General features: G+C 36.1%; 30 protein-coding genes. 23 read left to right on the forward strand and 7 right to left on the reverse strand.

Going from position 1 to position 26,792, the window contains the following annotated elements; translation table 11 throughout:
• The first annotated feature begins 14 nt into the window (after positions 1-14).
• From yhaM to ACX9TM_RS05550, 18 genes are all read left to right on the forward strand, one after another.
• Positions 15-959 carry a 3'-5' exoribonuclease YhaM gene (gene yhaM, locus ACX9TM_RS05465; protein WP_000726638.1) on the forward strand — a complete coding sequence of 315 codons (945 nt, stop codon included), beginning with the start codon at positions 15-17 and terminating at the stop codon, positions 957-959.
• A gap of 344 nt (positions 960-1,303) precedes the next feature.
• Positions 1,304-2,248: a ring-cleaving dioxygenase gene (locus ACX9TM_RS05470; protein ID WP_065381835.1), complete on the forward strand. Its 945-nt coding sequence runs from the start codon at positions 1,304-1,306 to the stop codon at positions 2,246-2,248.
• A gap of 55 nt (positions 2,249-2,303) precedes the next feature.
• Entirely contained in the window at positions 2,304-3,281 is a 978-nt protein-coding gene (locus tag ACX9TM_RS05475) for a ring-cleaving dioxygenase (protein WP_001072554.1), read from the forward strand.
• Between the two features lie 249 nt (positions 3,282-3,530).
• On the forward strand, positions 3,531-4,625 hold the full coding sequence (locus ACX9TM_RS05480) for a response regulator aspartate phosphatase (protein ID WP_065381836.1): 1,095 nt from the start codon (positions 3,531-3,533) through the stop codon (positions 4,623-4,625).
• A complete protein-coding gene (locus ACX9TM_RS05485) occupies positions 4,625-4,870 on the forward strand; it encodes a Phr family secreted Rap phosphatase inhibitor (protein ID WP_000714514.1) in 246 nt (81 codons plus the stop codon). The genes ACX9TM_RS05480 and ACX9TM_RS05485 overlap by 1 nt, the downstream gene beginning before the upstream one ends.
• Before the next feature lie 241 nt (positions 4,871-5,111).
• Positions 5,112-5,984: an alpha/beta fold hydrolase gene (locus ACX9TM_RS05490; protein ID WP_065211954.1), complete on the forward strand. Its 873-nt coding sequence runs from the start codon at positions 5,112-5,114 to the stop codon at positions 5,982-5,984.
• A 78-nt stretch (positions 5,985-6,062) separates the two neighbouring features.
• The gene (locus ACX9TM_RS05495) at positions 6,063-6,263 is read left to right on the forward strand and encodes a sporulation YhaL family protein (RefSeq protein WP_000449223.1); all 201 of its coding nucleotides are present in this window, start codon (positions 6,063-6,065) and stop codon (positions 6,261-6,263) included.
• 214 nt (positions 6,264-6,477) lie between these two features.
• On the forward strand, positions 6,478-7,329 hold the full coding sequence (locus ACX9TM_RS05500; RefSeq protein WP_000554479.1) for a DUF2935 domain-containing protein: 852 nt from the start codon (positions 6,478-6,480) through the stop codon (positions 7,327-7,329).
• A 273-nt stretch (positions 7,330-7,602) separates the two neighbouring features.
• The gene (locus tag ACX9TM_RS05505; RefSeq protein ID WP_063220309.1) at positions 7,603-8,250 is read left to right on the forward strand and encodes a DUF7018 domain-containing (lipo)protein; all 648 of its coding nucleotides are present in this window, start codon (positions 7,603-7,605) and stop codon (positions 8,248-8,250) included.
• Positions 8,231-8,380 carry a hypothetical protein gene (locus ACX9TM_RS05510; RefSeq protein WP_000260576.1) on the forward strand — a complete coding sequence of 50 codons (150 nt, stop codon included), beginning with the start codon at positions 8,231-8,233 and terminating at the stop codon, positions 8,378-8,380. The genes ACX9TM_RS05505 and ACX9TM_RS05510 overlap by 20 nt, the downstream gene beginning before the upstream one ends.
• A 228-nt stretch (positions 8,381-8,608) precedes the next feature.
• Complete coding sequence (locus tag ACX9TM_RS05515) at positions 8,609-9,805, forward strand: oxalate decarboxylase family bicupin (RefSeq protein ID WP_065381837.1); 1,197 nt, start codon at positions 8,609-8,611, stop codon at positions 9,803-9,805.
• 264 nt (positions 9,806-10,069) lie between these two features.
• Positions 10,070-10,519 carry a helix-turn-helix domain-containing protein gene (locus tag ACX9TM_RS05520; RefSeq protein WP_065381838.1) on the forward strand — a complete coding sequence of 150 codons (450 nt, stop codon included), beginning with the start codon at positions 10,070-10,072 and terminating at the stop codon, positions 10,517-10,519.
• 97 nt (positions 10,520-10,616) lie between these two features.
• Positions 10,617-11,177, forward strand: a complete 561-nt coding sequence (gene glpP, locus ACX9TM_RS05525) for a glycerol uptake operon antiterminator GlpP (protein WP_000394285.1) — start codon at positions 10,617-10,619, stop codon at positions 11,175-11,177.
• A 226-nt stretch (positions 11,178-11,403) separates the two neighbouring features.
• On the forward strand, positions 11,404-12,225 hold the full coding sequence (gene glpF, locus ACX9TM_RS05530) for a glycerol uptake facilitator protein GlpF (protein ID WP_001272200.1): 822 nt from the start codon (positions 11,404-11,406) through the stop codon (positions 12,223-12,225).
• 13 nt (positions 12,226-12,238) lie between these two features.
• Complete coding sequence (gene glpK, locus ACX9TM_RS05535; RefSeq protein WP_000760011.1) at positions 12,239-13,729, forward strand: glycerol kinase GlpK; 1,491 nt, start codon at positions 12,239-12,241, stop codon at positions 13,727-13,729.
• 133 nt (positions 13,730-13,862) lie between these two features.
• Positions 13,863-15,545, forward strand: coding sequence for an aerobic glycerol-3-phosphate dehydrogenase (gene glpD, locus ACX9TM_RS05540; protein ID WP_000672831.1), 1,683 nt, complete (start codon positions 13,863-13,865; stop codon positions 15,543-15,545).
• 114 nt (positions 15,546-15,659) lie between these two features.
• Positions 15,660-15,992: a PadR family transcriptional regulator gene (locus tag ACX9TM_RS05545; protein ID WP_000356630.1), complete on the forward strand. Its 333-nt coding sequence runs from the start codon at positions 15,660-15,662 to the stop codon at positions 15,990-15,992.
• A complete protein-coding gene (locus ACX9TM_RS05550) occupies positions 15,985-16,761 on the forward strand; it encodes a VanZ family protein (RefSeq protein WP_001288377.1) in 777 nt (258 codons plus the stop codon). The genes ACX9TM_RS05545 and ACX9TM_RS05550 overlap by 8 nt, the downstream gene beginning before the upstream one ends.
• Before the next feature lie 441 nt (positions 16,762-17,202).
• Here ACX9TM_RS05550 and ACX9TM_RS05555 read toward each other — a convergent pair whose 3' ends face one another.
• On the reverse strand, positions 17,203-17,367 hold the full coding sequence (locus ACX9TM_RS05555) for a hypothetical protein (protein WP_000561154.1): 165 nt from the start codon (positions 17,365-17,367) through the stop codon (positions 17,203-17,205).
• A 280-nt stretch (positions 17,368-17,647) separates the two neighbouring features.
• Here ACX9TM_RS05555 and ACX9TM_RS05560 point away from each other — a divergent pair, with 280 nt between their 5' ends.
• The 3 genes from ACX9TM_RS05560 to ACX9TM_RS05570 are packed head-to-tail and all read left to right on the forward strand — an operon-like array spanning position 17,648 to position 19,856.
• Entirely contained in the window at positions 17,648-18,181 is a 534-nt protein-coding gene (locus ACX9TM_RS05560) for a sigma-70 family RNA polymerase sigma factor (RefSeq protein ID WP_059304046.1), read from the forward strand.
• Between the two features lie 4 nt (positions 18,182-18,185).
• Entirely contained in the window at positions 18,186-18,593 is a 408-nt protein-coding gene (locus ACX9TM_RS05565; protein WP_000390153.1) for a PadR family transcriptional regulator, read from the forward strand.
• Positions 18,594-18,599: 6 nt separating this feature from the next.
• Positions 18,600-19,856, forward strand: a complete 1,257-nt coding sequence (locus tag ACX9TM_RS05570) for an FtsW/RodA/SpoVE family cell cycle protein (RefSeq protein WP_065381839.1) — start codon at positions 18,600-18,602, stop codon at positions 19,854-19,856.
• A gap of 6 nt (positions 19,857-19,862) precedes the next feature.
• Here the strand turns inward: ACX9TM_RS05570 and helD are convergent, their stop codons facing one another.
• Positions 19,863-22,199, reverse strand: coding sequence for an RNA polymerase recycling motor HelD (helD, locus tag ACX9TM_RS05575; RefSeq protein ID WP_065381840.1), 2,337 nt, complete (start codon positions 22,197-22,199; stop codon positions 19,863-19,865).
• A gap of 280 nt (positions 22,200-22,479) precedes the next feature.
• Between helD and ACX9TM_RS05580 the strand changes: the two genes are divergently transcribed.
• Positions 22,480-22,725, forward strand: a complete 246-nt coding sequence (locus tag ACX9TM_RS05580) for a hypothetical protein (RefSeq protein WP_001174905.1) — start codon at positions 22,480-22,482, stop codon at positions 22,723-22,725.
• 85 nt (positions 22,726-22,810) lie between these two features.
• Here ACX9TM_RS05580 and prsA read toward each other — a convergent pair whose 3' ends face one another.
• Complete coding sequence (gene prsA / locus ACX9TM_RS05585; RefSeq protein ID WP_000710074.1) at positions 22,811-23,674, reverse strand: peptidylprolyl isomerase PrsA; 864 nt, start codon at positions 23,672-23,674, stop codon at positions 22,811-22,813.
• A 423-nt stretch (positions 23,675-24,097) separates the two neighbouring features.
• A complete protein-coding gene (locus tag ACX9TM_RS05590; RefSeq protein ID WP_000172690.1) occupies positions 24,098-24,292 on the reverse strand; it encodes a hypothetical protein in 195 nt (64 codons plus the stop codon).
• Positions 24,293-24,407: 115 nt separating this feature from the next.
• Between ACX9TM_RS05590 and ACX9TM_RS05595 the strand changes: the two genes are divergently transcribed.
• On the forward strand, positions 24,408-24,743 hold the full coding sequence (locus ACX9TM_RS05595; RefSeq protein WP_000383655.1) for a DUF1878 family protein: 336 nt from the start codon (positions 24,408-24,410) through the stop codon (positions 24,741-24,743).
• Between the two features lie 5 nt (positions 24,744-24,748).
• Here the strand turns inward: ACX9TM_RS05595 and ACX9TM_RS05600 are convergent, their stop codons facing one another.
• The 3 genes from ACX9TM_RS05600 to ACX9TM_RS05610 form a co-directional block, all read right to left on the reverse strand.
• Complete coding sequence (locus ACX9TM_RS05600; RefSeq protein ID WP_000834924.1) at positions 24,749-25,306, reverse strand: HTH-type transcriptional regulator Hpr; 558 nt, start codon at positions 25,304-25,306, stop codon at positions 24,749-24,751.
• A 298-nt stretch (positions 25,307-25,604) separates the two neighbouring features.
• Positions 25,605-25,967 carry a YtxH domain-containing protein gene (locus tag ACX9TM_RS05605; RefSeq protein ID WP_000030300.1) on the reverse strand — a complete coding sequence of 121 codons (363 nt, stop codon included), beginning with the start codon at positions 25,965-25,967 and terminating at the stop codon, positions 25,605-25,607.
• A gap of 180 nt (positions 25,968-26,147) precedes the next feature.
• Positions 26,148-26,582, reverse strand: coding sequence for an HIT family protein (locus ACX9TM_RS05610; RefSeq protein ID WP_001016841.1), 435 nt, complete (start codon positions 26,580-26,582; stop codon positions 26,148-26,150).
• Positions 26,583-26,792: the final 210 nt, after the last annotated feature.

A 26,792-nucleotide genomic window follows, 5' to 3' on the forward strand; every position in this document is an offset into this window, starting at 1 on the left:
GTGGAGGAATTCGAATGAAAAAGAAAATTGCAGAGTATGAAGTTGGTGAACAAGTCGATATTTTCTTGTTAATTAAAACAGCGACAAAAGGTATCGCAAGCAATGGAAAGCCGTTTTTAACAGTAATCTTACAAGATCCAAGTGGAGATATTGAAGCAAAATTGTGGGACGTATCACCAGAAGTTGAGAAACAATATGTAGCGGAAACAATCGTGAAAGTAGCTGGAGATATTTTAAACTACAAAGGACGTATTCAATTACGTGTGAAACAAATCCGTGTTGCGAATGAAAATGAAGTAACAGACATCTCAGACTTCGTAGAAAAAGCACCAGTGAAAAAAGAAGATATGGTTGAGAAAATTACGCAATACATATTTGAAATGAGAAACCCGAACATTCAACGTCTAACAAGACATTTATTAAATAAGCATCAAAACGAATTTTTAGACTATCCAGCAGCGACAAAGAACCATCACGAGTTCGTATCTGGACTAGCTTATCACGTCGTATCGATGCTTGATTTAGCGAAAGCTATCTCAAATCTATACCCATCGTTAGATAAAGACTTACTATATGCAGGCGTTATTTTACATGACCTTGGTAAAGTAATCGAATTATCTGGCCCAATTTCTACAACGTATACGTTAGAAGGAAATTTACTAGGCCACATTTCGATTATGGTGAACGAAATTGGTAAAGCGGCAGACGAATTGCAAATCGATGCAGAAGAAGTATTAATTCTTCAACACATCGTCCTTTCTCACCACGGAAAAGCAGAATGGGGTAGTCCAAAACCACCATTAGTAAAAGAAGCAGAAATTCTGCATTACATCGATAACTTAGATGCAAAAATGAACATGATGGACCGCGCATTAGGACGCACAAAACCAGGCGAATATACAGAGCGTGTCTTTGCGCTTGATAATCGTTCGTTTTATAAACCGTCGTTCCATAATTAATAGTGTGAATAAAGTGGCCTCATTAAGTTTTAAAAGCTTAGTGAGGCTATTTTTATAGGAAGTAAATAGTATGATACAAAAAATATCTCGAATTTGAGATAAATCTCTTGCTTTTTAATCACTTGAGGTGTAAAGTGATAGTAACGAAAGCGATTGAGTCATATGAAAAACATACACTCAGTTGTTTTCGATTAAAAACAAAGTAACTTATACAGTAAAAACTAAGATGAATTTACAAAAACATAATTAAGAATAAATTGAAAAGCTAAAAACCATATTAGTTGTGGGAAATGTTATTTTTTTAGTTATCACTTGACTAGTAAAACGAAACGGAGGAATAACCAATGTATGAAATTAAAGGGCATCATCACATTTCAATGGTTACGAAAAATGCAAATGAAAATAATCACTTTTATAAAAACGTGCTTGGCTTACGTCGTGTGAAAATGACAGTAAACCAAGATGATCCGTCAATGTACCACTTATTTTATGGAGATAAAACAGGAAGTCCAGGCACGGAATTATCATTTTTTGAAATTCCATTAGTAGGAAGAACATATCGCGGCACGAATGCCATTACTCGAATTGGATTACTCGTTCCTTCACAGGAAAGCTTACATTACTGGAAAGAACGATTTGAGAAATTTGATGTGAAACATAGTGAAATAACAACATATGCAAATCGTCCTGCTTTGCAATTTGAGGATGCTGAAGGTCTTCGCTTAGTACTACTCGTTTCAAACGGAGAAAAAGTAGAGCACTGGGAAACTTGGGAGAAATCAGAAGTTCCTGCAAAGCATCAAATTCAAGGAATGGGTTCTGTGGAAATGACAGTTCGTAGACTTGATAAAATGGCGAGTACACTTACAGACATGTTTGGTTATACAGAGGTTAGCCGAAATGATCAAGAAGCAATTTTCCAGTCCATTAAAGGAGAGGTTTTTGGAGAAATCGTTGTGAAATATTTAGATGGTCCTACTGAAAAGCCGGGCCGAGGGAGCATTCACCATTTAGCAATTCGCGTGAAAAACGATGCAGAGCTTGCTTATTGGGAAGAACAGGTGAAACAAAGAGGCTTCCATTCTTCAGGAATCATCGACCGTTTCTATTTTAAAAGCTTATATTTCCGCGAATCAAACGGAATCCTATTTGAAATTGCGACAGATGGACCAGGATTTACAGTTGATGGAGATGTGGAACATTTAGGAGAAAAACTTGATTTACCACCATTCTTAGAAGGTCAGCGTGCAGAAATTGAAGCGAATTTAGCACCGATTGAAGAGAAGTAATAGAAGAAAATATATAACTTTAACATATAAATGAAACCCATTGGAGGAATATAAAATGAACCAATTAAAAGGAATTCACCACGTTACAGCGATTACAAGTAGTGCAGAAAAAAACTATGAGTTTTTCACTCACGTTTTAGGAATGCGTTTAGTTAAAAAAACAGTAAACCAAGATGACATTCAAACGTATCATTTATTCTTTGCAGATGATAAAGGTAGTGCAGGAACAGATATGACATTCTTTGACTTCCCAGGTATTCCAAAAGGAGTACACGGTACGAATGAAATTTCAAAAACTTCATTTCGCGTTCCGACCGATGCAGCATTAGAGTATTGGGTGAAACGTTTTGACCGTCTTGAAGTAGAACATACAGGAATTAAAGAGCAATTTGGTAAGAAAACTCTTTCTTTCGTTGACTTTGATGATCAACACTATCAATTAATCTCAGATGAACTTGATAAAGGAATCGAATCAGGTACACCATGGCAAAACGGACCAGTTCCATTAGAATATGCAATTACTGGTTTAGGGCCTGTATTCATCCGGATTGCAAACTTTAGTTTCTTCAAAGAAGTGTTAGAAAAAGTTTTATTATTTAAAGAGGTTGCGCAAGAAGGAGAATTCTATTTATTTGAAGTGAATAAAGGTGGAAATGGTGCATCTGTCATCGTAGAACATAATACGGTTCTTCCAGAAGCACGACAAGGTTTTGGTACGGTTCACCATGCTGCATTCCGCGTAGAAGATCGCGCTGTATTAGAAGAATGGATTGAGAGAATCAGTAGCGTTGGACTTCCTTCATCTGGTTATGTAGACCGTCATTTCTTTGAATCATTATATGCAAGAGTTGCACCACAAATTTTATTTGAATTTGCAACAGATGGCCCAGGATTTATGGGAGATGAGCCATACGAAACACTTGGCGAAAAATTATCTTTACCTCCATTCCTAGAGCCAAAACGTGAAGAAATTGAAAAATTAGTTCGTCCAATTGATACAGTGAGAAGTACGAAGGAATTTATTAAAGAGTAAAAATAGAGATAGTAAGTAGGAGAGCAAGTAGTTTTAGCGGAGTGCTGGAACTGCTTGCTTTTTTATTTATCTTAGTAAGTTTTCTGACAATTATTTCTCAAGTTATCAAAAAGGAAAACTTTGGTATAATTAATTAAAATATTAAATTTTCTGACAATTATTTTTCAATGCATAGAAAAGGAGTGGTAATATACAATTTTGATAATTGTATAAAAATACTAATTTTGGAGAAAAGGGGATGCGGAGTGTATGGGAGCAGATGTAGTAACGCGGGAGCAAATGAAACATTCTTTAGATGATTGGTATCGTGTAATGTTGCAGCAGAATATAGAGAAAGCTACGGAAATGAAAGAGGGGATTGGAAGTAAGATTAGTGGGTTGGACGTGGATCAGGATGTATTGCTTTATCATGCGTTGTTGAATTTTAGATATGATGCATTGGTTGATTGGATTTCAGTTAGAGAAGATAGTTTTGATAAAGTGGAATCTTTCGAAATTCCAATAGAGGGCTTTTTAGCTTATTATTATCACTTCTTTAAAGGGTTTCATTGCACATTAATTTCAAATTATAACGAAGCGAAAGAACAGTATGAGCAAGCTGAGAAGTTATTGAAATATGTTGCCAATCCGATAGAACATGCGGAGTTTAATTATCGGATGGGGAATTTCTATTATCAAAAATATGACCAAGTTCATGCAATAGATTACTTGAATAGGGCAAAAACAGCATTTTTACAATATCCAGGCTATGAAATAAAAGTAGGATTATGTGAAAATGCTTTTGGACTATGTTGTGTAGACATAGATCACTATGAATTAGCGGAAGAGAACTTTAATTCTGCTATGGAAGTATTGCAAAAAGCAGATCAAAAAAAATATATGCTAATGGTTCGGCATAATTTAGCTTGGCTTTATGCTAGTCAAAATCTTTCAGAATTAGCGATTCGTCATATATCTGAGGTGACCAAAAATTACCCAGAACACTTTAAAGCCTTGTTTGTAGAAGCACGTGAACATTACAAATTAGGACAATATAACTTAGCGAATCCAATTGTTGAAAAAGGTTTAAATATTTGTGTTGATTTAGGAGAAAAAGAATTTCAACATAGGTTTAAAATTTTGAAAGAACTCAATGGAAAATCTTCAGTATCAATTATTGAAGATGTAATTTTAGAAGGAATTTCTTATTTTGAGAGAGAAAGATTATGGGATTGTATTCAAGAATACACTGAAATTTTAGCACTGAAATTTTATGAATTTGATGATCATGTTAAGGCAAGTAAATATTTTTATATGAATAATAAGGCTCAAAAAAATATATTGGAAAAGGGAGCGTTAAAATAATGAAGAAATTTCGTTTGGCTATTGTTGGGACTGCATTAGTAGGGGTATTATCAATTGGATTCAATAGTTCTTTTACAAATCAAGCTGTAAATATTGGTGACACAGGAGGGGCACCAGCAAGACCAGACTACGTTAATATTGGTGACACAGGAGGAGCACCAGCAAGACCAGACTACATTAACATTGGCGACACAGGAGGAGCACCAGCAGATAATAAAGGCGACGGCGGAGTAAGCCAACTATAATAACAAAGAAAGGGACTTCAACATGAAGTCCCTTTTTCTATTTTCAGGCCATGTAGAGAAAAGAATTGACTTACTTTAAATATGTAACTATAATAGTTACAAAATAACCATTAGTGACAGAAATGAGTTATATTTTTTTAGTTTAATTGTAACTGTATTGGTTACAATTAAAAAGAGAACATAAAATAACCAAAAAATGTAAAAACTTTTAAATAGCAACAAGAGAAAGGAGACGGGAACTTTGAAACGGTTTAAGTTTTATATGATTAGCGGTATTGTGCTCGTTTTGTTAATTGTTTGTAATTTCGTCGATAAGCCGATTGCGAAGGTTGGAGAAGTGAAAGATACTGTTATGATGAAGCTGAATACGAAAGAGAGTATGGCGCAAATTGATGGGCAGACGATTTATTTTAAACAAATTGGTGAGGGAAAACCTCCTTTACTTATGCTGCACGGGTTTGGTGGTTCTTCTGATGGGTTTAGTGATATTTATCCGGAACTAGCGCGAGACCATACGATTATTGCGGTTGATATTTTAGGGTTTGGGCGTTCTTCTAAGCCAGTTGATTTTCAGTATTCGTTTCCTGCGCAAGTGAATTTATATTATAAGTTAATGAAGAAGCTCGGATACGATCAGTTTGCGGTGCTCGGCCATTCAATGGGCGGAGAGATGTCCCTTAATTTAGCGTATTTATATCCGGATGCAGTGACGCATCTCATCTTGGCGGATTCTACAGGGATAGAGTCTTTCCAGCAAAAAGAAAGTTATGAAGTACCACCGCTATCGACGGACTTACAAACTGTAACTGAGATTGCGAAGTATAATAAAAATGAAGTGAAAAATAGTCGTGAGGATAAAGAGCATTATGATCAGCTTACGAAAATGAGAGAGCGCCGCATTGCGATGGAAGCTGATAAAATTAAGGTGCCGACTTTAATTATATGGGGACGACATGATAAAAGTGTTTCTTGGAAAAATGGTGAACTGTATCATGGGCTATTTGCGAATAGTACGTTTCATATTATTGAAAAAGGATACCACGCACCGTTTCGTCAGGAACCAACTGAGTTTATGGAATATGTACAAGCATTTTTCGCGAAGCATCCACAATAAAAATTTTAAGCATAAATCCACTTCTTTCCTCATAAAGTGAAACTAATAAGGCTTGTCTAAGGAAAGGAATGAAGTGATTTGGAAACTTTACCATGGTGGGTTTATCTTGTAATTGTTGGGATTGTACTAAGTGGCTACATGGTTTTATATACTTCGAAAAAAGAGCAAGATATGGATAATGAGTTTATTGAAAAAGAAGGCGAAGTATATATGAAGCGTTTAGAAGAAGAACGTGAGAAACGTAATCAGGATAGTGATAAGGATTCTGTATTGCTTTAATAGAAATTTTGAAAGGTTACCACTTAGTAGAGATTTTTGGCTAGGTGGTAGCTTTTTTTCTTCTGGGGGAGCAGTATATGTTCATCAAGCTAAGGTTATATTAGTTTAATTTTACATGTATAAGAGAGTCATCATAAACTTTTATTGATGGCATTTATATATATTTTTCTTCATAAGAATGGAACTAGCGGGGATTTTACTGGGGGGATTAACAATGCATAGGGATGAAACTTCATTACATCCTGATACAGGTGTTACGTCTGTAATGTTTGTTGAACGTTCATTAAATGAAATTCGTTTTTGGTCTAGAATCATGAAGGAGCATTCTTTTTTTCTTCGATTGGGATTTAGATGTGAGGATACTCAATTAATTGAAGAGGCGAATCAATTTTATCGGTTGTTTGAACATATTGAACAAATAGCGCATTCTTATACAAATGAAACAGATCCTGAGCAAATAAAAAGATTTAATGCAGAAGTACAACAAGCCGCAACTAATATTTGGGGATTTAAACGAAAAATTTTAGGATTAATTCTCACATGTAAATTGCCAGGACAAAATAACTTTCCACTTTTAGTTGACCATACAAGTAGGGAAGCTGATTATTTTAGAAAACGTTTAATACAATTAAATGAAGGTAAATTAGATGCTCTTCCTGATGCTATTATTAAAGAAAATGTTTTCTTTTTAAGGATTATGGCAGACCATGCTAAATTTATTGGCCATCTTCTTGATCCATCAGAAAGAAAGCTTGTAGATACAGCACGGAATTTTAGCAATGATTTTGATGAATTGATGTATCAAGCAATTGACTTAGAATCTATGAAACCACAATCCCAAACAGCTCCTCTTTTAGATCAATTTTTAGATCAAAATCGCGTGTCAGTTGCATCTCTTCGGGATTTTAAGAAAACAGCACGTGATTTAATTGAGCAATGTAAAATAAAGAGTATCATTCATCCATTATTAGCAGACCATGTTTTCCGTGAAGCTGATAGATTTCTTGAAATCATTGATATGTATGATGTTCATCTTACAAATATTCAATCACAACCTAGATATTAGAAGATAAGGAAAGATACTATTTTTCCTTAAGCTGAGAAGTTACCAATTTATTGTTAGCTTCTTTTCTTTGTGATTAAAATTTTCTTTTAAGGACTACATAAATCCTTTTGACCAAATATGTAATTCTTTGTAAAATGTTATATATGGAAAGATTATGAATATACAGGAAATCTATGGGTAGTAGATTCTAATAAATTACTCGGGGGAAATTTATTAATTAAGTATATTAACTTTTTCACATTAAATTTTACAACTAAAGGGGTAGTAGTAATCATGAAGGCAAAGAAATTAGTAAGTTTAGCATTACCAGTTATGTTATTGAGTGGTTGTATTACAATTGAAACTGATGGTAAGAAAGCTGAACCAAAGAAAGAAGAAACGCAAAAGGTAGAGAAAGAGAGTAAGGCTACTGAAAAAGAGAGTAAGTCAACTGATAGCAAGAAAGAAGATAGCTTATCTGTAGCGAAAGGTGAAGGTACAAACAGTAGTTCATCAAGTAGTCAACAAAGTTCCTCTTCTAATTCTTCAACTGGTAAGGTAACTGGTTCTGATGTTGAAAGGTATAAGGCAGATATCATAAACAGTGCTACTCAAATTGAAGATACAATGAAATTAATTGAAGGAATAGCAGATTCAGACGTAAAATCATACAAACAAAAGAAAAGTGAAATACAACTAAGTTTAGGTGGAGCAAAGGCAACAACGAAGAAACTGAAGAATTTACAAGCGCCCCCTGAGTTACAGGGAGAACAGGCGAAGATAAAGCAATCGATGGAACTGTATGCGGATTGTTTTCAACTTCTCTTTGATGCATTGGACCAAGAAGACGAGAGTAAAATGCATCAATCATTAAGTAAAGCACAAGAAGGTTCAAAACTGTTTGAAGAAGCAGCGAAGAGTATTGGTAGTAAAACCAACTAAAAATAAAGTATTTAAAGGGGTATTTGTAAGTGCAGTTGGTGCAAGTGAAGAGTTAGGAATTAGTTATGGAAACACATTACAAATTTATCAAATGGACGATAATGTTCGTATTCGATATGTAAAACAATAAATAATTGGTGAAAAACTCTGTAATAAATTTTACAGGGTTTTTTGTTAGTTCTAGTTTATTTTTTGTCTTCCTAAGCGCTAAGCATACTAGTATAAGTTGAGAAATGAACAAAACGATAATGATAGGCAGATGATGTAACTCCATAGTAACTGTAACCATCTAAAGCCCAATTCATACACTATGATGGAGGATTTTTACTTCATAACCGGATGAAAAAGGAGTGTAATCATGAAGAAACGTACTGTTAATGAAGCAGGAAGGAATGTGCCACAACCAATCCGCAGCGACGGAGCAGGTGCGATTGATTCTGGACCTCGTAATGTTATGCGGGATATTCAAAATCCGAATATGTTTGTTCCGCCTATAACGGATGCAGGGTTAGTTCCTAACTTGAAGTTTTCATTCTCGGACACTTCTATGATTTTGAAACAAGGCGGGTGGTCTCGGGAGATTACTGCTCGGGAACTACCGGTTTCGACGACGATTGCCGGAGTAAATATGAGTTTAACGGCCGGTGGAGTACGAGAACTACATTGGCATAAAGAAGCAGAATGGGCGTATATGCTTTTAGGACGGGCACGCATAACGGCTGTTGATCAAAATGGACGGAATTTTATTGCTGATGTTGGACCAGGTGATCTTTGGTATTTTCCGCCTGGTATTCCGCATTCCATTCAAGGATTGGAACATTGTGAATTTCTACTCGTTTTCGATGATGGGCATTTTTCAGATTTATCTACTTTAGCTATTTCAGATTGGTTTGCACATACGCCGAAAGAAGTGCTATCGGCTAACTTCGGAGTGCCGGAAAGTGCTTTTCATTCCATTCCTTCAGAGCAAGTGTATATTTATCAGGGAGAGGTACCAGGTTCGCTTGAGAGTCAGGAAGTTCAGTCGCCGAAAGGAGAAGTTCCTTTAACGTTCAAGTACGAGCTTTTAAAACAAAAACCGATTAAGACTCCTGGTGGGAGCGTTCGAATTGTTGACTCTACGAATTTTCCTATTTCAAAAACAATCGCAGCAGCGCTCGTTGAGGTTGAGCCTGGTGGAATGAGAGAACTTCATTGGCACCCGAATAATGATGAATGGCAATATTATTTGACAGGGGAAGCGAGAATGACTGTGTTTCTTGGAAATGGTACAGCTCGAACATTTGATTATAGAGCTGGTGATGTCGGATATGTACCATTTGCGACGGGGCATTATATCCAAAATACAGGTGACGAAACATTATGGTTTTTAGAGATGTTCAGAAGCAATCGTTTTGAAGATGTATCGTTAAATCAATGGATGGCACTGACTCCTAAAGAAATAGTGGAGAGTAATATACATGTTGGGCCGCAAGTAATGGATTCTCTGCGTAAGGAGAAGTGGCCTGTTGTGAAATATCCGGGGTTTTCATATAGTCCGAAAAATGATGAGTAAAAATGAAAATTTGCGTTATTCTTTCTGGAGAATGATAAGAAAGGATGGCGTATTTTTTTATGCTTAATCTAGTCTTAACTAGTATCTGTTCGTTGTATTATTGTTCGGGAAATTATTATAGAAGAAAAATATATGAAATCGACATACTACATAGCTTTATTTTTAGGTGTAACGCACAAGTTGCACAGCTAACGCAACGACAACTCGCTTTACTCTTCATTATGTATTTGTCCATACTAGACGTAGAGAGGTGATAAACACAGTATGATTTTTAGTGAGCGTTTAAAAGAAGAAAGGGAAAAAAGAAATTGGTCGCAAAATGATTTGGCTGAAAAACTTCATGTGAGCAGGCAATCTGTTTCGAAATGGGAGACGGGAAAGAACTATCCGAGCATTGAAATTATTATTCATTTAAGTGATCTGTTCGGTATTACAATTGATGAACTGCTAAGGAGTGATGAAGAATTGACGCAGAAAATAATTGAAGATAGTAAGCAATTGGCGTATCCAAAATGGAAGGTGTTTTTGGATAGTCTATTTATGATAGGAGTATTTTTGTTTATTGCAAAAATCGTTGTATGGATGCTAAATAAGTTTGCTGGAGCAAGTATTACAATTGTAGCAGATGGGCCATATGTAATGAATCTTTTGCCCCTTGTATTCATGATTATAGGTGGTATAGGTTCCGATAAGTTGAAGAAAATATATAAATAGAGGAAAGATTTGAAAGAAATCCCCAACACTGGCTGTTCTTTTCACTTAAATTGTGTACTATAAAGGATAGGATGACATAAAGAAGGGGACATTTAGAATGGAATTTCATGAACAGAAGATTTTGCCGGCAGTGAGGCAAATTAAAGATTTGGAAAAGCTATTACATAGTTCGTATGAATATATCGTTATTTTAGATATTCATGTCGGTCAATTGAAGAGTGTTATATCACTTGCGAAGCAATATTGTAAAAAGGTGTTTTTACATGTGGATTTAATTCATGGTTTGCAGAGTGATGGGCATGCGACGGAATATTTATGTCAGGAGTTTAGACCGTACGGGTTACTTTCAACAAAGGCGAGCGTTATTATGAAGGCGAAGCAAAAAGGTGTTGTGGCAATACAACGCATCTTTTTAATCGATTCGAGTGCGATGGAGAAGAGCTGCAATCTTTTAGATAAGACGAAACCGGATTATATTGAGGTACTTCCTGGAGCATTAACGGATGTTATCGCTGAAGTGAAAGAGCGTACTGGTGTACCGATTTTAGCAGGTGGTTTTATTCGCACTGTAGAAGATGTGGAAAGAGCATTAAATGCTGGTGCGACAGCAATTACGACATCAAAACGTGAACTATGGAAACATTACCAAAAAAAGTGACGAAAATGTGAATTTTTTCGTTGACACCGCTTTCATTTACGGTTAACATTATAGACAAGTTAATAAACGTGACGGAGAAAAGTAGAGATCCACATTTCATTGTTTCTATATAAATTTATATAGAAGCGTGCAAGCTGTGGGTCTTTTTCTTTTGACAAAAACGAATGGCCATTCATTTTACCTCTATCACATTTGAAAGCGTTTAAATTGATTGTGGAGGGATACTATGTCAGCATTTTTAGGAGAGTTAATAGGGACTGCGTTGTTAATCGTACTTGGTGGCGGCGTTTGTGCTGGTGTAAGTTTAAAGAAATCGTTTGCGAAAGATTCAGGTTGGATTGTTATTACAATGGGCTGGGGCTTAGCAGTAGCGGTTGCAGCGTATGCGGTTGGATCAATTAGTGGGGCACATTTGAATCCAGCTTTAACGATAGGATTAGCATTTAAGGGAGCGTTCCCATGGAGCGACGTACCAGGTTATATCGTAGCACAAATGATTGGGGCAATTATCGGGGCAGTTATCGTATATTTACATTACTTACCACACTGGAAAGAAACAGAAGATCCAGGAACAAAGTTAGGTGTATTTGCAACAGGTCCAGCAATTCCGAACACATTTGCAAACCTTTTAAGTGAAATGATTGGAACATTCGTTTTAGTATTTGGTATATTAGCAATTGGTGCAAATAAATTTGCAGATGGATTAAATCCATTTATCGTAGGTTTCTTAATTGTAAGTATTGGTTTATCATTAGGTGGGACAACAGGATACGCAATTAACCCAGCGCGTGATTTAGGTCCGCGTATCGCACACTTCTTCCTTCCGATTGCAGGAAAAGGCGGTTCAAACTGGAAGTATGCATGGATTCCAGTAGTTGGTCCAATTTTAGGTGGATCACTTGCAGGTTTATTCCATCAAGTTGTATTTGAAGGAAAACAAAATTCAGCACTTATTTATGTGATTATCGCAACTGTGATTGTACTAGCAATCTCTTATATGACAAGTAAAAAAAGCGGAAGCAATACAAATAGTAGAAAAGTAGCATAAGGGGGAAACCGATATGAAAAAATATATTCTTTCATTAGACCAAGGAACAACAAGCTCACGCGCAATTCTTTTCAATAAAAAAGGTGAAATTGTTCATTCAGCTCAAAAAGAGTTTACACAACATTTTCCAAAGCCGGGCTGGGTAGAGCATAATGCACAAGAAATTTGGGGATCTATTTTAGCAGTTATCGCAACTTGCTTAAGCGAAGCAGATGTAAAACCAGAACAAATCGCAGGTATCGGTATTACGAACCAACGTGAAACAACGGTTGTATGGGATAAAACAACTAGTAAACCAATTTACAACGCAATCGTATGGCAATCTCGCCAAACAGCTGAAATTTGTGATGAGTTAAAAGAAAAAGGTTATAGCGAAATGGTTCGCGAAAAAACAGGTCTTTTAATTGATGCATACTTCTCTGGTACGAAAGTAAAATGGATTTTAGATAACGTTGAAGGTGCAAGAGAAAAAGCAGAAAACGGCGATCTATTATTCGGAACAATTGATTCGTGGCTTGTATGGAAACTATCTGGTGGTAAAGCACACGTAACAGATTACTCAAACGCATCACGTACGTTAATGTTTAACATTCACGACTTACAGTGGGATGATGAGCTTCTAGAAATGTTAACAGTACCAAAGAGCATGCTTCCAGAAGTGCGTCCATCATCTGAAATTTACGGAGAAACAATTGATTACCACTTCTTCGGCCAAAATGTACCGATTGCAGGTGTAGCTGGTGACCAACAAGCAGCATTATTTGGACAAGCTTGTTTCGGTGAAGGTATGGCGAAAAATACTTACGGAACTGGTTGCTTCATGTTAATGAACACAGGTGAAAAAGCAGTAGCTTCTGAGCACGGTCTATTAACAACAATTGCATGGGGAATAGATGGTAAAGTAAACTACGCATTAGAAGGAAGTATTTTCGTAGCGGGTTCTGCAATTCAATGGTTACGTGACGGAATGCGCATGTTTAAAGATGCAAGTGAGAGTGAAGTGTATGCGAGTCGCGTTGAATCAACTGACGGTGTATACGTTGTACCAGCATTCGTTGGACTAGGAACACCTTATTGGGATAGTGAAGTACGCGGCGCTATGTTTGGTGTAACGCGCGGTACGACGAAAGAGCATTTCATTCGTGCAACGCTAGAATCTTTAGCTTACCAAACGAAAGATGTATTATGCGCAATGGAAGCAGATTCAGGTATTGAGCTGAAAACATTACGCGTTGATGGCGGAGCAGTTAAAAATAACTTCTTAATGAAGTTCCAAAGTGATATTTTAGATGTTCCTGTAGAGCGTCCAGTAATCAACGAAACAACGGCTCTAGGTGCAGCATACTTAGCTGGTCTTGCGGTTGGATATTGGAAAAACCAAGATGAAATTAAAGAACAGTGGCATATGGACAAACGCTTTGAACCAACGATGGAAGCGAAAACAAGCGAAGAGCTATATGCTGGATGGAAAAAAGCAATTGAAGCAACAAAAGCTTTCAAATAATCATAAACAGTGTTATAATGGTGACAAGTTAATAATTCGGTAGGAGATTTGGAGAGACCACAACGCGCTATAGAGGCGAAATCTATAGCGGAGTTTGTGGTCTCTTTTTTCGTTATCAAAGGGAGGAATTACCATGAAATTTTCAAGTAAACAACGTAAAGACGTATTAAACGGAGTAAATAAACAAGAGTTAGATGTGATCGTAATTGGTGGAGGTATTACTGGTTCTGGTATTGCATTAGATGGAGCAACACGCGGGTTATCAACAATTGTGTTTGAAATGCAGGACTTTGCAGCAGGTACATCAAGTCGTTCAACGAAGCTTGTACACGGTGGTCTACGTTATTTAAAACAACTTGAAGTGAAAATGGTAGCAGAGGTGGGGAAAGAGCGTGCGATCGTATATGAGAACGGTCCCCATGTAACAACACCAGAGTGGATGTTACTTCCGTTCCATACAGGCGGTACGTTCGGATCATTTAGTACATCAATTGGTCTTCGTGTATACGACTTCTTAGCAGGTGTAAAACGAAGCGAGCGCAGAAAGATGTTTAACCGTGAAGAAACGCTAAACAAAGAGCCTCTTGTAAAAAAAGAAGGATTAAAAGGCGGCGGTTACTACGTAGAATATCGTACAGATGATGCGCGTCTTACAATTGAAGTAATGAAAGAAGCAATTGAGCATGGTGCGAAAGCTGTTAACTACGCAAAAGTAGACAGTTTCTTATATAAAGATGGAAAAGTATGCGGTGTACGTGTAATCGATTTACTAGACGGTGAAGTGTACGAAGTTTACGGTAAGAAAATTGTAAACGCAGCTGGCCCTTGGGTAGATACACTTCGTGAAAAAGATAACTCGAAAAAAGGGAAAGTACTTCAGTTATCAAAAGGTGTTCACTTAGTAATTGATCAAAAACGTTTCCCATTAGGTCAAGCGATTTACTTCGATACACCAGATAAACGTATGGTGTTCGCGATTCCACGCGGCGGAAAAACATATGTAGGTACAACAGATACGTTCTATGATAAAGACGCAGCTGTACCACAAATGACAACAGAAGATCGCACGTATATTATTAATGCGATTAACTACATGTTCCCAAGCGTGAAAATTACAGAGAAAGACATCGAATCAAGCTGGGCTGGTGTACGCCCGTTAATTTACGAAGAAGGTAAGAGTGCATCTGAAATTTCTCGTAAAGACGAAATTTGGACTTCTGAATCTGGTTTAATTACAATCGCAGGTGGTAAATTAACTGGATACCGCAAAATGGCTGAAATGGTAGTAGACTATGTAACGAACTTACTACAAAAAGAAGGTCATAGCGCATATCCGAAGAGCGACACGAAACATATGCCAATCTCTGGTGGACATGTAGATGGTTCACACGGATTCCCAGCATTCGTTGCGAAAAAAGCTGGCGAAGGTACGAAATATGGTTTAACAACAGCACAAGCAGAAGAATTCGCGAAATTCTACGGCTCTAACGTTGACGTACTATTTGATTTAGCGAAAAAACATAAAGACGAAGCGAAAGAATACAACATGCCACTAGACGTTCTAATCCCGCTTGTATACGCAATGGATTACGAAATGACAGCAAAACCAGTTGACTTCTTCGTACGCCGCAGAGGCGCTGTGTTCTTCAACATCCACTGGGTATACGAGTGGAAAGAAGCAGTAATCAACTACATGGCTGCGAAACTAGGCTGGAGCAAAGAAGAACAAATGAAATATACAGCTGAACTAGAAAAAGCATTAACAGATGCTGTAATTCCTGTAGATCAACAAGAACAGGCAGCTGCGTTAGCATAAAATAGAGAACCACCTGAAGGGGAGCCTTTAGGTGGTTTTTTTTGGGGTTATTTTTCTAACTATGTTGTATAACGACATATGTTGTTATACTATGTATATAAGGTGGTGGTATTGTTGGACAAAGAAATCTTGAAGGGAAGTATAGATATTTTATTACTTTCTATCATTGCAAAACGTGATACATACGGATACGAAATAGCTCAAAGTTTAAAGGATGCAAGTGAAGATTTGTATAGTATGGGACAGGGAACTTTGTATCCTGCTTTAAAGAGATTAGAGAAAAAGGAGTTTCTTGAATCTTATTGGAATGAATCTGAGAATGGGATGAAAAGGAAATTCTATACTATTACAGATAAAGGGAAAAAAGAATTGCAGAAGAAAGTGAACTCTTGGGAGAGTGTAACAGCATTAATTCAAGCTTGTCAGAAAGGAGTTATTTATGAGTGAATTTGACGAGTATATTAAGTCTATTTTAGCCTATTCAGAACTTAGTGATATTGAACAGGATGAGTTATTTCTAGAAATGTATGATCACTTGAACAGCTTGAAAGAAGAATATATGGAACAAGGTATGAATGAAAAAGAAGCGATTTATAAAGCGATTCAAAGTTTTGGAGAATCAAAAGTTATTGGCGTAGAGATTAATAAATCGGTATACGAAGTTCCTAGGCCATTAAAGGTATTATCAAAAATTTTATGTATTCCTTATATAATCATTTGTTTTATTGTCTTTTTAGGAACGTTTATTTCAACTTCTACATTTGACTCTGTTCGCAGTTTGACAGGTGGTGGGACTGTCTATCATCCCATTGAATTTTGGCAGCAATTTTTACATATATCTGATTTAGAAACGTTATTACAACTTTTTGGAATAACACTTTGGCAAGTTAAAGATTTTATTGCACATCCAGGTCCTTGGGGAAACTCAACTTATTGGTTAAGTGTTTTACAACATATAATATTAGTAGTTCCATTCGGATTTTTCGTTCCAGTGCTCATTAATAAAGTGACTAACTATAAGAAAGCTCGTAAGTGGTATGTTATGACCTTTCTTGTTTGGGAGATATTACATTTACTAACTTTGTCTGATGTTTTTGATGTGTGGCGGATTGCTATAAATATGCTCGGTGCGTCGGTAGGATATCTTTTATTTATAAGCATAATGCAACTGGATAATAAATTTAGGGTTATGCGAAAGAAGATATTTGAAAATTAGCTCGCTATTCTGTAGTTTAAATTATACAAATTTAATTTGATGGTAATAGAGTATCACTGAAAACATAGGTACTATGTAGTGAGAGGATTTTTTATATTCGTAATAGGTGTTGTTCCTTGTTTAATCCTACTGTTATGAAGCGGGTCCATAATCCGTCTTTATTGGTGCTATAAATGATGAGAGCGGCACAGCTGAACTAGAAAAAGTCTAGAACAACAAGAATAGGCGGCTGCTTTAGTGTAAAATAGAAAACCAACTGAAGGGGAGCCTTTAGGTGGTTTTTTCTCTTGACTAAAAATAAATAAAATGTGTTACAATGATGATAGAGTATTTAGTATGAATTTTGCATAAAATAAAGAAGACAGAAGCCTGAGAAACTTCTGCCTTTGTAACCTAACTTGCTATTGTGGTGGTAGTAGGTGCGGTTATAAGACAATTACATTAACGTTTTAGCCGAGAACCGCCCTTACCTTTTCCACGAAGCAGGGTGGTTCTCGCTTTTTTGTATACAGAAATTAGCCACGGACCGACGTATCTTCTACCGATGACAACGCCAGCTCCGGTTAGGATACCATACACTAATTTAATTACAAACATCGCGATCATATTATCACCTCCCCCCTTTTTTCAAAATGGAAGAGATGATTGCCACACCTACTAGTTATAGCTTATTAAGTTACATTTTAATTGTATTATGTTTTAAAATAGGGAACAAGATATATGGATGAAAATTCCTGTTTTTAAGCAGAGCATTAGTGTCAGGGGACAAGAAGTAAATAAATATACATAAAAAAACGGTATGGACATTACCATCCGTATTTTTTTATGTATTTATAAAACTTTTCCATACAGTGCGTCGTCTAATATATGGGAAGGAGGAAATGATGTGGATGAATTAACGATAGAAGCGTTTGAAATAGAAGATAAGGAGGACCTTATCGACGAAATAATGAACAAGTATGGACAAGAAGTCCTACAGCTTGTGTATTCATATGTGAATAATAAAGAGGTTGCGGAGGATGTAACGCAAGATATATTTGTGAAATGTTATAAATCTCTTCATACATACAAAGGGAAATCGAATGTGAAAACGTGGTTATGGAGAATTGCGATCAATCAATGTAAGGACTATATAAAAAGTTGGTATAACAAAAAGGTAATCGTTACAGAGGATGAATTTGCGTATATTGGGATTCAAAATGATAGTGTCGAACAAACTGTCATTCAAAATGCTGAGGATAGTAGGTTAGCTTCTGCAGTAATGAATTTACCGATAAAATATCGAGAAGTCATTTATCTATTTTATTATGAAGAATTATCAATTAAAGAGATTGCTATGGTAATAGACGTAAAGGAAAACACGATAAAAACGAGACTGAAAAAAGCGAAGGAACTTTTGAAGGAAGGATTGGAGGAATAATCAAATGGAAGATCGATTAAAAGGCTTGCGAAAATCAATGGAGAACACAACGTTTAAACATTTGAGTTTTTCTGATCAACACCAGAAGCAAGTGCGCGAAAAAATTAAGCAATCGTCCGAAAAGGAAGGAGATATCCTTTTAGCAGTGTTACAACTTCTTATGAATGAAAAAACAGGTTATGAATTGATGCAGTTACTAAGAGGAAGAGGGATTCAAAAATTCGAAGGTGATGAAGGGTCTCTATACACTTTATTACATCGTCTAGAACAGAATCGCTTTATCCAATCTAGCTGGGATCACGCAGGAGCTAAATATTATCAATTAAATGATAAAGGAAACAAGATGCTGCGAAAGGCAGAGAAAAATGCTACGAAGGCACGATTTATATTAAAAGGCTTAGTACAGGGGTGAGAAAAAATGAACAAAAAAGGAGAGCGTTTTTTAAAAGAAGTTACGAACCATATTAAATCAAAAGAAGCGAAGGACTTAGTAGCAACGGAACTAGATTTTCACTTGAAACAGACGAAGAATATGTGGATGGATAAAGGATTAAGTGAGGAAGTTGCTGAAGATAAGGCTGTTGAACAAATGGGGAGTCCGATTAAACTTGGCCGGGAACTTAACAAACTTCATAAGCCAAAGGTGGATTGGTTCTTAGTTATTTTATTAGTGGCTGCTATGGGGTTAGGGTTTTTACCAATAATCGCTCTTGGGCATACGAACGATTTACTAATGAACAAAGTAATTTTTGTAATTCTCGGCATTGCAACAGCTGTTGGGATGATGCTGCTTGATTACCGGAAGCTAGAAAGACTCGGGTGGCTGTTTTATACAATTGGAATACTTATCTTGTTAGCTATAAAATGTTTTCCGACTGGTTACGTGATTGGGGAAGCGATAATAAAAATTGGCCCCATCAAAATTGACTGTTTAATGACGATACCATTCTTCTTTCTAGCTTGGGCTTCTTTTTTCAATAATAGTAGGTTAAAGTTTATACAACTTCTCATGTTGTACGTATTTTCTTTATATTTATTTTCAACTATATCAATTCTTTTACCCGTTTTCATCTACATTACGATGGTATTTGTTATGCTTTGGTGGAGTAAGTTAGGAAAGAAAACGGCATGGCTCATTACGATTTTACCTATTGTACCATTGATTATTAGGGATCTACTTTCCTGGTCTGCTGTAAAAGAATACCGTATGGCCAGAGTTTTAGGAATGTTAAACCCAGAGCATGATCTATGGTATTTACGTTTGAAAGAGGCGATGTCTTCAGCAGGTTGGTTCGGTACATATGAAAATATAAAGTCTATCCGTGCTGCCCATACTGATTTTGTATTTGCAAGTTTGACTTACTATTATGGATATGTACTTGCGCTAGTTCTTGTCGTGATTCTTTCTCTTTTTGCAGTAAGAATAATGAACATAGCTTATAAAATAAATGATGGTTATGGTAAATTGCTTCTCGTTGGCGGAGTGACTCTTTTTGTAATCCATTTTATTTGTAACGTTGGCATGACCCTCGGGATATTACCACGTGTTTCTATATCATTACCATTTATTAGCTACGGATTGATACCAACTCTGTTTCATGCATTTATAATGGGAATTGTGTTAAGTGTATATCGACGTAAAGATATTCCTTTTAGAATGAGAAAAACACCTTGATGATTATCAAGGTGTTTTCGTTATAAGCTCAAAACTATCCGAATCAGCCCCAAGCACAAAAGGACTAACCTCACCAACGCTATAAAGGTGCAATTCATGCATTGCACGCGTACAAGCAGTGTAGAACAATCTACGAACGCTCTCATCGCTGTACACATCTTTAGAAGCATCGTAAATAATAACAGCATCAAATTCGATACCCTTCGCTAAATAAGCAGGGATCACGACGACGCCTTGCTCATACTCGGCTGAGTTACTCTTCACGAGTTTAATATTCTCGATATGATTAAGTGCTTCGTAAGCAGCGGCGCTTTCAGCCGCAGATTTACATATAATTGCGATCGTATTGTGCTGCTCTTTTTGTAGTTCAGCAACTTTAGCAGTAATATGTTCGTGTAGTTCGTTGTGATTAGCTACTTTCGTCACTGTAGGTTTCGCGCCGTCACGTTCAAAGGCGTGAATGTTCTTCCCTTCCGGTACGAGAGCACGTGTAAATTCAATAATCGGTTTTGTTGAGCGATAGCTACGAGTTAAGTTAATGCCGTTTGTTTCGTCTGGCCCGTATAAATTCGTAAGTGTATCGAAATTCACCGTTTCACTCGCATGGGCAAATATCGCTTGGTTAAAGTCTCCGAGTACCGTCATTTTTGCGGCAGGGAAGAGACGTTTTAAAAACTCGAACTGGAACGGAGAGTAATCTTGTGCTTCATCTACGAGTACGTGTTTAATCGATCTGTTCGTTTGGAAGCCTTCAATTAATTCTTTTAAAAGTAAAAATGGAGTCGCATCCTCGTAATATAGCTTTCCTTCATCAAGCATGTTTACTGTTAATGAGCAAATGTCATCCCATTCTTTCGGTTTTTCCCCAGTAACCCATGATGCATCTGTGAAAAGTTGTTTATATATGCCTGTAAAATTGATGAAACGCAATGTTTGAACGCCTTTACGAAGCGGCTTCATTTTTTTACGGACAATCATACGTCCGAGTACTTTCGTTTCTTTCTCAAAATCATTAAAGGAGTTGTCGTCAAACTCGCCTTTTTTCTGCAAGTATTTATAAGCCTTTTGATATTCGTCTTTACTAAGTAGTTCAATTTCTTCTTCTACCCAAGGCTTTTTCAGTTCTGCTTTTTCAAGTGCATCTATTTGCTTATTTAGCCAATCCGTTAACTTTTCAATTCTATTATTGAAACGGAGGGAGGAGTCTGTATTGTAAAATTGCTCTGTAATTTCTTTAGCTGAGGCGATTAGTTTCCCTCTAAATTTCATTCCTCTAAATAGCATACCTGAAGATTCAAGAGATTGTCTGTACGCTCTAATCATCTCGAAAAATTGAGTGGATGCTTTAAATCGGATGCTCGCATTTCTCGTTTTATAGGTAGGGCTATTTGTTTCAGTTAGCATATATTCTAATTGCTCATAAGGGTCTTCAACGTCAAATGACTTACTCAGTCTATGATTTAAATATTCTTGGAATGTCACTTGCTGCATATTTTCTTCGCCGAGTTCAGGTAGTACGTTAGAAACGTAGCTATTGAACATAGAGTTAGGGGAGAAGAGAATAATTTGATCCGCTTTTAGCCATTCGCGATATTTATATAGTAAGTAGGCGATTCGCTGCAGGGCAGCTGACGTTTTACCACTACCAGCAGCTCCTTGCACGATAAGGAGTCGGCCTTCATCGTGACGAATAATTTCATTTTGTTCACGCTGAATTGTAGCGACGATACTTTGCATATGTTTGTTCGTACCTTTTCCGAGCGCTTGTTGCAAGATTTCATCGCCAATTGTAAGGCTCGTATCGAACATAGAATCAATCTCGCCATTTTGAATAATGTATTGTAATTTTTTCTCCACATTACCGTGGATTACGCCTCCTGGTGTACTGTACTCAGCTGGTCCTGGTGGATAATCGTAGTATACACTCGAAATAGGTGCGCGCCAGTCATATATAAGAAAGTTTTCTCCGCTAGCATCCGTAAGTGTAGCAACACCGATATAAATTTGATCCGCAGCAGATTCTCCTTCTTCTTTGAAATCAATTCGTCCGAAATAAGGTGCTTTATGCATGCGTTTTAGTGCGGCAAGTCGATTAAAGGTGTGCTTATGGGTAATTTGTGTGACAGCTAGTGACTGAGCTTGTTGTCTTAAGTTGATAACTGTTTCAAGATAATCATCAAAAGTATCCGTGTTCACTTTCACATCATCCCAAAAGTGTTTACGAATATTGATTACTTCTGCCCGGCGTCTGCCAGTTTCGTTCTCCAGTTTATCAATTTGCTCCGTAATTGTCTCGATTACGGTATCCAATCTTTTTTGCTCTAAATCAAGTTTTTTGTTCATACGGTAAGCACTCCTTTAAAAGTGAAAAATAGAGGTTGACTGAAGATGTGTTTTGGTGTACAATTAATATACGGATAAATACGTTCCTTTCGTTTTAGAAAACGTGTTTCTGTACTAATTTAACATAGTTTTTGAATTTAATCAATGATAATAAGATAAACCTTGGTTCTGCGTGGCGTGGATCAAGGTTTTTTTGTGTTTTTCTTTAAGGAAGAATTGCAATTTTATTGAGGAGAATGTAAGTAAAGCAAAGAAGAAAATCAGGAATAGGGGGATACTGATGCAAAAATATTTTGAGGAAGCGCATCGTTTTTGTTCTCGTAATAGAAAGCACTTAGAAAAGGATGTTATATGTGGTTGTTTCTATTGTTTAGAAATTTTTCATCCAGAAAAAATTACAGAGTGGTGGGATGATGATAACACAGCAGTTTGTCCGCATTGCGGGATTGACTCTATTATAGGAGAAAATTCTGGATTTAAAATTACAGAAATGTTTTTAAGTGAAATGCATAAAAGATGGTTTTAGTTAAACGAATGAAAAAATAAACTTTCATTAACGAAGAGGATACATAAAAAAGCTCGGGCCGAAGCCCAAGCTTTTTTTTACTTCATTATTTCTTTTCTTCTTTTTTATCGTCAGCTTTTTTCTCTTCGAAAAGATCTTTTAAATCTTTATCGTCAACTTTTACGTCAGCTTTTTTGATTTCTTTCATCATAAGATCGTTCATGAATGCGCCATCTTGCACTTTCTTCGCAACAAGTTCTTTTTTGATGTCAGCTTTAGATTGTTCGAATGATTTTTCTGGCTCTTTAATGTCTGTAACTTTAATGATGTGGTAACCGAATTGTGATTTTACAGGCTCACTTACTTCATCTTTTTTCAGTTTATAAGCAGCATCTTCGAATTCTTTAACCATTTTACCAGGTCCGAAGAATCCTAAGTCTCCACCTTTTTCTTTTGAGCCAGTATCTTCAGAGTATTGTTTCGCTAACTCTTCGAAAGATTTACCTTGTCCAAGTTCTTCTTTTACCTTTTTCGCAGTAGCTTCATCTTTTACAAGAATGTGGCTTGCTTTAATTTCAGGCTTGTAGTTGTCTTTTAATTCTTTATCAGTGATTGTTTTTTCAATTGCTTTTTCTTGAGCTAATTGAGCACGTAACATATTTTTAAATGTTTCTTCTTTCAGACCTTGTTGTTTTAACAGTGTATCGAATTGATCACCAACTTGTTTTTTCGTTTCATCGAACTTTTTATCTACTTCTTTGTCGTCTACTTTGTAGTTTTTAATAAGTACTTTTTCCATAACCATGTTGTTTAGTACTTGTTTACCAGCTTGTGTCTTCATTTGATTGTAAAATTCTTCTTTTGTAATGTCACCAGCTTTAGATGTAACAATTTTGTCTGATGATGATGTTCCACATGCTGATAATGCGATTACACTTGTTGCGGCTAAGGCAAGCATAGCTTTCTTCATTCGATAAACACTCCTACTATTATGTATTTTTAATTTATCCTACACCAATGAATTTTGATTCATAAGAGCCCGATTAAGTCTCACTGATACTTTTGCTTTTTTATATTGGTAAAGCGCGCTTAACAGGGCTTACCGAGGCTGAGGATAAAGTTTTGATGAATGTTTTGTTCTATAGTATAAGCAATATGTACAAAATTTAATATATCATATTTCGAACCGTTTTCATATTGATAAAGAAAAATTAACCAGCACGTGTCAGATTTTGAAAGTGTGCCATATTGGGCGTATGCCGCATATACAGAATAGAGGAGGGGATGGGGATGAATTCTCAACTTATTTTATTACTTGTACTGTTTATTTTATTGGTTATTGTAGGTATAATTTGCTTATAGAGGAAAAAAGTGAGGAAGGGGCTTTCCTTCCTCACTTTCCATGAAATATAATTTCTATATAACTAGAAATTAATAAAATTGTTATACATACATTAATAACCCGAAAGACACCGGGCTGGCGGCTCGCAGCTATTTGTTTTCGTTCACACAGTGTATGTGTCATGAAATTCGTGTAAAATATAACAAGAAGTGCAAATGCGACAAAAACAACTGTTATAAGTGTCATGAGGCGAGACCTCCTTTTGGCTAAAATACATATACATATATTGTATCACACGATATTTTGTTCGTGTTACAAAATTCAGAAATAGAAGACTTTGTGTTAGAAAGTGAGGGAGAAAATGGACGTTGTTAGAAGATTAGAACAAGCTGAATACTATGTAGACCTACTATTTAAAATGATTGATGAAGAGAAGTGTCCATTTTATTCTTTGATCATAAAGAAAAAAGCTCGTAAAAAAGATATTGAACGTATACTAAATCTTTGTGAAAAACTGAACGAGCAATATGTAGTGGAGAAAGCAGAAGGGCTTCTTTTGTTCGATGCGCTGTTAGATCAATTTGAAAAAGCGCTTCCACATCAGCTCGAAGTACACGAAACTGCGGAAGCGCTAGCAAAACAAGGTTTATTTAAGCCGCTTATGAATGAATTCTTAAGCATGATTGCGAAAAAATAAATAGATTATTTCTTAACTAACTTTTGATCGGATTCTGTAAAGTTCTCTTCAATATCTTCTAATGATTTCTCAAAAATATCGATAAAGTCTTGTCCGTAAATATTACGCAGGATTGCAATCAGTTCGATATTTTCTGGGAACTTCCCATAAAAATTACGAAGTGCAAGAGCCCCATTAAACACTGAATTATTTTCAGGATCATACTCCTCCATTAAGCGAAGTAGTAATTCTTCCCCTTTGTCTGTAATTTCAATGTACGTATTTCGTTTATCATCTTCCTTTTTTGAGAATACAAGATAGCCGCGTTCTTCTAGCTTTTTAGAGAAGTTAAATGCCGTTGATACGTGCATAACTCCAAACTTAGCAATCTCAGAAATAGAAGCCCCTTTTAAATGATAAGCGATTGTTAAAATATGATGTTCATTAATATTTAAATCGTAAGGTTTAATCCACTGCTGCCAATCTTTCTCTACACATTTCCATAACGCTTTCGATAATTGAGCAATGCGTTGGCTGAAAATCATCGCTTCTTTTACCGAGTAATCTTTTTCTCCACTTTTCATTTACTCACCCACTTTAACATTCTTTTTCATTACTATCTATTATGCCAGTAAAATAAAAATTAATAAAGTCTTTTTGTAAGAATTGTGAAAATTTTTTAACAAAATGACATTCTATACAAATCATGCATAACTATGGAAGCGTTTTATGAGTCGTGAATACATGCGTTGTCCTTACATGTTAATTGATAACATATATTGTAAATGCATAAAAACACGGCATATCTATACGATATGCCGTGTCAAGGTCAATTTATATAAAAAATATTTGTTATATGCAAAAAACTAAGCAGGAATTTGTTTACGCTTTTTCTGGAACAGCTTCTTGCAGTTTCTCAATTGACTTTTGGATGTCCAAAATTTCTTTCTCAATATGGCGCTTGTTTTGAGAAATATCTTGCTTCCAGTTAGAAAGTGTATCGTGCATATCGTCTTTTAATTCTTGGAACACTTCTTTACCTTCTGAAGCAGTTTCAACGATTTGACGTTTTAATAATTTCGTATCAGCTGTAATATCAGCTAAAGTCTTTTTAATATCATTTCCTTTTTCTTTTAACTTGCCGCGCATGTCTTTACCAGAAGAAGGAGTTGAGAAAAGAACGGCTAGTCCAGCAACTGCTCCGCCGCAAATAACACCTGTAATAAAGGATTTAGCTTTTGACATAAAAGGAGACCTCCTTATTTTTTGTTCGTATTCATGATGTGAAAAAATATGCATATCTTTCTTATATGTGCTATGCACAAACAATCATCCCTGAGCATTTTAGGTGAAGAAACAAGCCATGCGGAATTTGATGACTTCAGGGAAGTGGCTTGTTATGTATTACGCCTTCTTATAGTGTCATTATTTCACACTATTTGCAATTGTACTTGCGATGTTTTGTAAATTTTCCATAGTGTATTCATTTTGGTGTGATTTCCAAACAGCACCGAAACCATCTTTTTCACCGTAGCGTGGAATTAAATGAAGGTGGAAGTGGAACACAGTTTGTCCAGCTTTTTCACCGTTATTGTTAAGTAGGTTAAAGCCAACTGGATTAAACTCTGTTTTAATCGCATTTGCGATTTTTGGAACGACAGAAAAAATATGTGATGCGATTTCTGGCGTTAACGCAAAAATGTCTTGTTTGTGAACTTTCGGAATAACAAGAGTATGTCCTTTTGTTACTTGACTAATATCTAAAAATGCAAGCACATGTTCATCTTCGTATACTTTTGAGCAAGGGATTTGCCCGTCAATGATTTTACAAAAAATACAATTGTCTGCTGTATGATTCATTGATCTCATCCTTTCAAATATCCTTAGCCGTATTTTACCATAATTACATAAGAGAACAAACACGAAAAACAGGAAGCTGACTCAGCTTCCTGTTTTCTGAAGAGGGATTGAAAAAGCATTATCGTAATTTACGTTTCGCAGACACCTCATTTATTTAAGAAATGCACGGTAAATCGGCTAAAGTTTCTGCCGTAGACACCCCATTTTCAA

The sequence above is a fragment of the Bacillus sp. LH1 genome (genome assembly GCF_057924895.1).